A 9,078-nucleotide genomic window follows, 5' to 3' on the forward strand; every position below is an offset into this window, starting at 1 on the left:
CTTCGACGAATACCTGGAAGCCGTCGGCATCACGCCGAAGCCCGACCCGGATGGTGCCGACTCCGTCGGGAGTTCCATATTTTACGGCATTGGTCAGAAGCTCGTTCAGGATCAGCGCCAGCGGCATTGCAACGTCATTCGAAAGCTTTGAATCGTCAGCCTCGAACTCAACCGCGACTTCCTTCGGGAAGGTCTGTTTTATTGTCCCGCAGACCGCAAGCAAGAAACCCTTCGCGTTGAACTGCGTCGAATCGACCGTCTCGTACAGGACCTGCTGAGCAGCGGCCATGGCCGCGACGCGGTTGCCGGCTTCACGCAGGATTTCTCGCGCTTGCGGGTTCGCTGCTCGTTGACCGGCCAAGCTCAGCAGCGACTGCAGCATCTGCATGTTGTTCTTCACACGATGATTCAGCTCATTGAAGAGCAGCCGCTGCTGTGTTTCGGCCTGTTTGCGTTCGCTGATATCGACCAGCATGTTGATGCCGCCGACGATCTTGCCATCTTCATCGCGCAGCGGCGTCGGATACGGGATGAAGGGAATGCGCACGCCGTCCGGGCGCTCGGCGACGGCTTCAGCGTTGCGTATCGGACGCCCCTCCTTCAGGGCGACCGCCATCGGGCACTGGTCGTGAGGAAGCGGGGTTCCGTCCGGCCAGAACAGTTTCCACGTCACGCACCACTTATCCTTGCCGATCTGCGGAACGCGCCCGGAAAGCTCGACGGCCGCCTCGTTGAAAAAGGTTATCGTGCCGTCGGCATCCGTCGTGTAGATCGCCGCCGGAATTGCCGCCAGCAGGTCGCGCAGCTGACGCTCGCTCGCCCGCAGCTTGGCTTCAGCCATCTTTTGGTCGGTGATGTCGCGCGCAATCTTCGAGGCGCCGATGATGCGGCCCTGGCTGTTGCGGATCGGCGAAATCGTCAGGGAAATATCGACGAGACTGCCGTCCTTGCGGCGACGCACCGTTTCGAAGTGATCGACGTTTTCGCCGCTGCTGATGCGCCTGATGATCTCCGGCTCCTCGCCCAGCCGGTCATCGGGGATGATCATCGTGATGTGCCTGCCGATCGCCTCGTCGGCCGTGAAGCCGAACAGGCGCTCCGCGCTGGCATTCCATGAGGCGATAATGCCGTTGAGATCCTTGCTGATGATCGCGTCGTGAGAGGATTCGACAATGGCCACGAGCTGATTTGCCGCGCGTTCCGTCGTCTGGCGGGCGGTCTCGAGCCGCACGCGGTCGACCGCGAAGCCGAGTTGTCCGGCCACTGTCAGCGCAAAACGAAGCTCGGACTCCGCGAAATCGTGCGGATGGTCGTAATAGGTCATGAACTTGCCGAGCAGCTGACCGCGCACCGAGATCGGAATGAAAGCCAGCGCTGCAATGCCTTCGTCCCGCACAGCCGCCTTGAGGTCGTCCGGCAACCCGCTTTGCTCGACGTCGGCTATAGCGATTGGTTCGGGATCGCGTGTGTCGCGCGACCAGGGGGAATGGCCTTCTACGGCCGTTCTGTAAGCTTGCGACAGGCCTCGCGAGGCGGCAAATCTGAGCAAGCCGGTGTTGTCGAAGAAGAGTATGGACGCCCGGTCCGCACCCAATGCGCGAATGATGGTGCTGAGGGCTATATCGTGGATCTCGCCGAGGTTCGCCGCGCGCTGAAGGCTGTCCGTGAATTCGTAAAGCGCCGCCTGCTGCTCCAGATGCCGGACCAGCGCGGCCTCGGCCTTCTTGCGCGCGGTGATATCCTGCTGGACGCGCACCGCATACAAGAAGCGGCCTTCGGAGTCCCTTACGCTCGAGGACGTGACCGCGACCCAGACTCTTGCCCCGTCCTTGCGGATGAAGCGCTTCTCGTGCCGGTAGCTGTCGATCTCGCCTCGCACCTGACGCTCGAACTGACGCAGGTCCGCATCGACATTCTCCGCCAGAGTGGCATCGAACACCGACCTACCCACAAGTTCATCGGCCGAATAGCCGAGCAGGTCGGCCAGGTAGCCGTTGACGCGCCCGAGTTCGCCCTTCGCATTGACTTCAGCGATGCCAATCGCCGCATGCTGGTAAGTCGCAGCGAGCCGCTGTTCCTGTTGCCCAATGATCTCATCGCTCAGACGCCGGTCCGTGACATCATGGAAACAGTTGATGGCTCCGACGACCCGACCGTCCTCGTCTTCGATCGGCTCGATGTGGACCATTACCCATATCGCCGTCCCGTCGGGGCGCTCGAGCTTGCCTTCAACCCCCCTGACGGGAATGCCGGTTCGCAGCACCGCGGCCATCGGGGTTTCGGCGCGCGCGATCTCGCGTCCATCGAGATAGAGCCTGTGGGATCCGCAATAGAGTTCGGTATCCGAGCCAAGCGAGGGCGTTCGCCCCCACAGGTCGGCGGCGCGCTTGTTGAACCAAAGCAATCGGCCTTGCGCGTCGCAAGCGTAGATCGCAATGGGCAGCGTCTCGATGAAGTCGGGCGGGATTTGCAGGGCGACGGCGTCCTGCGGGGTACGGATAAACCCCTCCGTTCCTTGAAGGCTTTCGATGCGCATCTCCCATTCCCGCTCGGCAACGAAAAGCCAAACGCATCGGATCGCCGAATGTTCCCGCGTGAGCTCCGACACTTCGGCATCGAGGCGGGTGCGAACATAACTGCGATTTCGCCCTGCCTGCTGGACCCATTTTCGCACAGAGGCGCCGAGCGTCCGAACGACCGGTCGCACCTGGCGGGATCCGCTCCTGCAATCGGTGGAAGAGCTGCATGCGAGTCCGGATCGCCTTGACCTGGCGCATTGCCTTCCGCGCCGGCTCGCACAATAGTCGGGGCGATGTTCGAGGCGGTAGCGAGTCACTGGCAGACGCTCATCCTTCTCCTGTCGTTGGCGATGGCGGCGGTCGGCATCGTCCATGCCATCATGACGAAGGAAGACGTGCGCGCCGCCACGGGGTGGGTCGGCGTGATGCTTCTGTCGCCCTTCCTCGGCGCGATCATCTACGCCATCGCCGGCATCAACCGCATCCGCCGCGCGACGATCAGCGCCATGCGACCCAGCGCCGGTTCGGCGGATGAGGGGCACAATCGCGATGTCGCCGTCGAAGCCTTGATCGAGGCCCAGTTCGGCCAGCGCTTCGTCGGATTGAAGACACTGGGCGACAGGGTGGCGCGGCGTCCGCTGACTTCGGGAAACGCGATCGCCGTGCTCGAGACCGGCGACGAGGCCTATACGGCGATGTGCCGGGCGATCGACAGCGCGCAAAAGAGCGTGCTTCTCGAAACTTACATCTTCGACAACGACGCCGTCGGACAGATGTTCGTGCAGTCGCTCTCCGCCGCGGTCGAACGCGGCGTTGCCGTGCGCGTGCTGATCGACGCCGTCGGCGTGCGCTATTCGGTACCCAGCATCCTGAAGCAGCTCAGGGAGGCCAACGTCGCCGTCGATCTCTTCAACGGCAACATCGTCATGGGCTTGAGACTTCCTTATGCGAATCTCAGAACCCACAGGAAGGTCCTGGTCATCGACGCGACGGTGGCGTTTACCGGAGGCATGAACATCCGCAAGGGGTTCTCGGCCGAATTCGCCGGTTTCGACAGCTCCAGGGACACGCATTTCGAGGTCACCGGGCCGGTGGTGGCCGACCTGTTCTCAGTCGCCGCCGAGGACTGGCGCTTCGCCAGCAACGAGGCGCTGAAGGGCGACGCCTGGCAGGTCGAGCGAACCGCCCCGCCGCCCGGCCAGCCGATGCTGGTCAGAGCCGTGGCGACAGGACCGGATGCCGCGAACGAAACCAACCACAAGCTGCTGATGGGTGCGTTTTCGGTCGCCCGCAAATCGATCCGCATCATGTCGCCCTATTTCCTGCCGGACCGCGAGCTGATCAGCGCGCTGACCACGGCCGGCGCGCGCGGTGTCGAGATCGACATCGTGGTGCCGGCGGTGAACAACCTTTTCCTCGTCGACCGCGCCATGACGGCACAATTCGACCAGGTGCTGAAGCATTATTGCCGGGTGTGGCGCCACGAGGGCCCCTTCGATCACTCGAAACTTATGGCAATCGACGGCGCGTGGGCTTATGTCGGCTCGTCCAATCTCGACGCCCGGTCGCTCAGGCTGAATTTCGAGATCGACATGGAGGTCCTGGATGCCAACTTCGCCCGGGCGATCGAGGCGCGTATCGACGCGGCGATCGCGTCGGCGAAACCGGTGACACTCGAGATGCTGAGGGCCAGAGCCTTCGTCATTCGTGTCCTCGACCGATTGCTGTGGCTGGGATCGCCCTATCTGTAGGCAAGGAAGACGAGCAGCAGGAACCATGGAGAGAAACGGACGCACCCTCCCCGAAACCGTGCTCCTGTCGATCCGCGGCAGAAAGATGCGGAAAGCCAAAGCCACGGCGCCCAAACGGGTCGGCGGCGCCGAGATGGTGGTCGCCTCCTACAACGTCCACAAATGCATCGGCACCGACCGCAAGTTCGACCCCGAGCGGACCGCGCGCGTCATCCGCGAAATCAGCCCCGATGTGATCGCGCTGCAGGAGGCCGACAACCGCTTCGGCGACCGCGCCGGCCTGCTCGACCTCAACCGCCTCGAAATCGAAACGGGGCTGGTGCCGGTGCCGGTCACCGGAAACGGCAAGGCACATGGCTGGCGCGGCAACGTGCTTCTGTTCAAGCGGGGCACGGTGCGCGACGTGCACCAGATCAAGCTGCCCGGCCTGGAGCCGCGCGGGGCGCTGGTCGCCGAGATCGACCTCGACGAGAACCGGACGCTGCGCGTGATCGCCGCGCATCTCGGCCTGTTGCGCCGCTCGCGCTCGGAACAGGCCCGCGTCGTGCTCGATATCATGAGCAGCGCCGACGAAAGGCCGACGCTCCTGCTCGGCGACCTCAACGAATGGCGGCTGGGCAACCGCTCCGCGCTCAACACGCTGCACACCGCCTTCGGCCCCTCGCTGCCCGCTGTGCCCACCTTTCCATCGGGCCTGCCGGTACTGGCGCTCGACCGGATCATGGGCAACCGCGACGGCATGGTGTCGGCGGTGGAAGCGCATGACACGCCGCTGTCGCGCGTGGCGTCCGACCACCTGCCGCTCACGGCTTACGTGCATCTATAGGGAGAGTAGCTCACCCTTCCCTGAGCCAGACCAGCATCTCGCCGGGATCGCGGTTGTCCCAGGCGAAGTAAGGAATCGCCTTGAGCGTCGTCTCTTCGGTTTCCGGGGGCTCGGGGCGGTAAAGATCGCCGCCCCAGTTCTTCGCCTCGGCCCGGCTGCCGGTCGCCGAAAGCGTGACGATACCGCCGAGCAGGTTCGGCTCTTTGTGCGCCTCCAGCCTGGCCGTGCGCGGCAGCGCAATGCGGTGCAGGCCACCGCCATTGTCGGTTTCCTCGACGCAGTAGAGCAGCGGGCCGCGCGACAGCGCGACGCGGCCGATGTCCTGCCGCACCTCCGGATTCGCGAAGAGGCGCGCCATCGACATTTCGAGGTCGAGCTCGACGCGGTCGCCCTTTTGCCATTCGCGGCGGATCGCGGCATAGCCGTCGACCGTGACCGCATCGAGATCGAGCATATTGCCGTTCACCTTCAGCGCCGCGTTGCGGCACCAGGCGGGCACGCGCAGGTAAAGCGTGAATTCGACCGGTTTCTGTGCCTCGAACTCGATCGACACCGCGCCATCCCAGGGATAATTGCTGGTCTGGACCAGGCTGACCTGGCGGCCCGCGATCTCGAAGCGTGCGGTGGAGTCGCCATAGAGGTGCACGGCCAGCGCATCGTCGGCGAGGCCGTAGAAATAGCTGCCGATCGAGGCCACCATGCGGCCGATATTAGGCGGGCAGCAGGGGCAGCGGTGCCATTTCCAGCGGTGGTGGCCGCCGCGGCTTTCCAGCGGGTTCTCGTAGAAGAACAGCGAGCCGTCGAGCGACAGGCCCGAGATCGAGCCGTTGTAGAGCGCCCGCTCCATCATGTCGGCATAGCGGCGGTTCGGCCCCATGCCGAGCATCCGGCTCGCCCAGAACACCAGGCCGACCGAGGCGCAGGTCTCGGCATAGGCGGTTTCGTTGGGCAGGTCGTAGTCGCTGGTGAAACCCTCATTGTGAGCCGACGGCCCGAGGCCGCCGGTGACATAGAGGCTCTTGGTGGTCAGATCGTCCCACAGCCTGTCGAGCGCAGCGCGCAAGCTGTCGTCGCCATATTCGGTGGCGATGTCGGCCATGCCGGAGAAGAGGTACATCGCCCGCACAGCGTGGCCGACGACCTTGTCCTGCTCGCGCACCGGCTTGTGCGACTGATTGTATTCGTAGGTCTTGAAATGATAGGCCTTCGGGTCGGCGCCGCGGGCGCGCGCCTCCTCGTCGAAATAATGCGGCTGCTGGCCGCGCTGGTCGATGAAGTACTTCGCCAGATCCATGTACTTCTTCTCGCCCGTCGCCCGCGCGAGCTTCACCAGCGCCAGCTCGATCTCCTCATGGCCGCAATAGCCCTTTTTCTTGCCGGGCTCCGGGCCGAACATCGAGGCGATGTGGTCGGCGTAACGGCTCATGATGTCGAGCAGCTTGCGCTTTCCCGTCGCCTGAAAGTAGGCGACGGCGCCCTCGATCAGATGGCCGGCGCAGTAGAGTTCGTGGCAGTCGCGCAGGTTGGTCCAGCGGAGACCCGGCTGGATGCGCTGGTACCAGCTGGAGAGATAGCCGTCCTCCTGCTGCAGCTTGCCGTACATGTCGATGACGGCATCGATCTTCTTCTCCAGCTCCGGATTGCGGCGCCGGTAAAGCGAATAGGCGGCGGTCTCGATGGTCTTGCCCCAGTCGGAATCCCAGAACATCTGGGTCGTCACCGTCGAGCCGGTGAACTCGGCGCCCTGCGCGTCGGCCTCGTCGGGCGACGGCGAATGGAACGGAATGACGACGCCCGGCGACGGCCGGTCGGGATCGATCTGCTCCAGCATGCGCGCCTCGACGCAGCGGTCGTAGAGGATGCCGGCGGTCTTGGCGGCGACCGCGTCGACACGGTCGCCCCAGAAGCCGCGGACATCGACCTGCGGCACGGGCAGCGGCCGGAAGGCAAGCTTCGGCTTCGCGGTCGCGGCTGCCTGGGCTGCGGTGGCGGATTGTGCTGCGGTCATAACGTCACTCCATTCGAATGCGGGAAATCATTTGACGGCGCCGGCCATCAGGCCGCGGATGTAGAAGCGCTGCAGCGCCAGGAACAGGATCAGGCAGGGCACCATCATCACCGTGACGCCCGCCTGCACCGCGCCCCAATCGATGGCGCCGAAGCGGCCGGACTGGAGCGCGGTCATCATCACCGGCAGGGTGAATTTCGACTGGTCGGTCATCAGCACCAGCGCGGCCAGGAACTCGTTCCAGGCGCCGAGGAAGGCGAAGAGCGCAATGGTGACGACGCCCGGCCAGACCAGCGGCAGCATCACCTTGACCAGCATGGTGACATTGTTGGCGCCATCCATGCGCGCCGCCTCCTCGATCTCGCGCGGCACCGCGTCGAAGGCGTTGCGCATCATGAAGATCGAGAACGGCAGCTGCAGCGTGACATAGACGCAGACCAGGCCGGTCAGCGTGTTGTGCAGACCGAGTTTCGTCAGCACCAGGAAGATCGGCGTCAGGATCGACTGGAACGGGATCATGATCGTCGACAGGATGAGGATGAAGAAGAAGTCCCGGAACGGGAAGCGGAAACGCGAAAAGCCGTAGCCGGCGAGCACGCTGACCAGCACGGAGAGCAACACCGTCATCACCGAGACATAGATGCTGTTCTGCGCCGAGGCCCAAAGCCCGTCGCCGAAGGTGTTCAGCGTCTGATAGTTCTCGACCGAGAAGCCGGTGGTCGGCCAGGGCGGCAGCGGCGGCTGGCGCGCTTCCTGCGCCGGCTTGAAGGTGGAGAGCACCGTCCACACGATCGGCGCCAAAAACAGCACCGAGGCGATGATGCCGGTGGAATGCCTGGCGAGGCTAAAGGCCGCCTTGCGGTGCTGCGACATCGCCTCGGCCATCAGTCGAGCCCCTCGGGCTTGCGCAGCAGCCAGAGCTGGATGAGGCTGAGCGCCACCAGGATGACCAGCAGCACCATGGAAAGTGCCGCGCCGTAGCCGAGCTTGAACGAGACGAAGGACTGGTTGAAGATCCAGTAGACCGCCGTCAGCGTCTGGTTGCGGGGGCCGCCGCGCAGGATGATGTAGAACTGGTCGAAGGCGAGGATCGAGCCCGCGACCGACAGGATCAGCGCCAGCGCCAAGGTGCGGCGCATCAGCGGCAGGGTGATGGCCCTGAAGCGCGCGAACGGCCCTGCCCTATCGATCACGGCCGCCTCCTGCAGATCCTGCGGGATCGACTGCAGACCGGTCATCAGGATGATCATGGTGAAGCCGGCCACTTTCCAGACCACCATGGCGATGATCGACCAGAAGGCCGGCTGGAAGGTGGCGAGAAGATTGACCTTCCTCTCGGTCAGACCGAGGTCGTAAGCGGCCGGGCTGAACAGGCCGGAATCGACGTTCAGCAGCCACGACCAGAGCAGGCTTGCGGAAGCAAAGCCCACCACCGCCGGCATGAAGAAGGCTGTGCGGTAGAGATTGGTGAGCGGGCGCGGCCGTTCGATGAAGATCGCCAGCGGGAAGGCGACGGCGAAGATCGCGATGGTGACGATCAGCGTGTAGTAGAAGGTGAATTTGAGCGCGTTCCAGAACCGGGTGTCGCGCAGGATGGCGACATAGTTGTCGAGGCCGATGAAAGCGTGCTCGCCCATCAGCGGCCAGTTGTGCAGCGACATCCACGCCGTCATGCCGAGCGGGATGACGAAGAAGACGGTGACGAAGGCGACGGCCGGCAGGACATAGAGCAGGCCCACCCATTGCCGGCGGCTGACGCCGATGCGTCTGGCGCGCGCGGGCGCGGAGGTAGCGGTGAGGGTGGTCATGGTCTCACCTCCCCTTCTCCCCTTGTGGGAGAAGGTGTCGCCGAAGGCGACGGATGAGGGGTGTTCCAGCGGAGTGAGACGCTGGTGTTCCCTGGAACACCCCTCATCCGTCTCGGCGCTGCGCGCCGATCCACCTTCTCCCACAAGGGGAGAAGGAGGCGCGAAC

General features: G+C 64.2%; 6 protein-coding genes. 2 read left to right on the forward strand and 4 right to left on the reverse strand.

All coding sequences use genetic code 11. From position 1 onward, the window contains the following. On the reverse strand, nt 1-2,536 hold a 2,536-nt coding region (locus tag EOA32_RS28260), incomplete at its 3' end, for a PAS domain S-box protein (RefSeq protein WP_128373460.1). Between the two features lie 276 nt (nt 2,537-2,812). Between EOA32_RS28260 and EOA32_RS28265 the strand changes: the two genes are divergently transcribed. Further along, nucleotides 2,813-4,270, forward strand: coding sequence for a phospholipase D-like domain-containing protein (locus EOA32_RS28265; protein WP_128373461.1), 1,458 nt, complete (start codon nt 2,813-2,815; stop codon nt 4,268-4,270). 25 nt (nt 4,271-4,295) lie between these two features. Further along, nucleotides 4,296-5,096, forward strand: a complete 801-nt coding sequence (locus tag EOA32_RS28270; RefSeq protein ID WP_128373462.1) for an endonuclease/exonuclease/phosphatase family protein — start codon at nt 4,296-4,298, stop codon at nt 5,094-5,096. A 10-nt stretch (nt 5,097-5,106) separates the two neighbouring features. On the opposite strand, the gene EOA32_RS28275 is transcribed toward EOA32_RS28270, so the two are convergent. From EOA32_RS28275 to EOA32_RS28285, 3 genes are read right to left on the reverse strand one after another with little or no spacing between them, the layout of a single operon-like run. After that, nucleotides 5,107-7,104, reverse strand: coding sequence for a glycoside hydrolase family 127 protein (locus EOA32_RS28275; RefSeq protein ID WP_128373463.1), 1,998 nt, complete (start codon nt 7,102-7,104; stop codon nt 5,107-5,109). Between the two features lie 27 nt (nt 7,105-7,131). Next, entirely contained in the window at nt 7,132-7,989 is an 858-nt protein-coding gene (locus tag EOA32_RS28280) for a carbohydrate ABC transporter permease (protein ID WP_067000383.1), read from the reverse strand. After that, complete coding sequence (locus EOA32_RS28285; protein ID WP_128373464.1) at nt 7,989-8,912, reverse strand: sugar ABC transporter permease; 924 nt, start codon at nt 8,910-8,912, stop codon at nt 7,989-7,991. The genes EOA32_RS28280 and EOA32_RS28285 overlap by 1 nt, the downstream gene beginning before the upstream one ends. Nucleotides 8,913-9,078 lie beyond the last annotated feature (166 nt).

The sequence above is a fragment of the Mesorhizobium sp. M1A.F.Ca.ET.072.01.1.1 genome (genome assembly GCF_004023325.1).
In the GTDB taxonomy this organism is placed as follows: Bacteria; Pseudomonadota; Alphaproteobacteria; order Rhizobiales; family Rhizobiaceae; genus Mesorhizobium.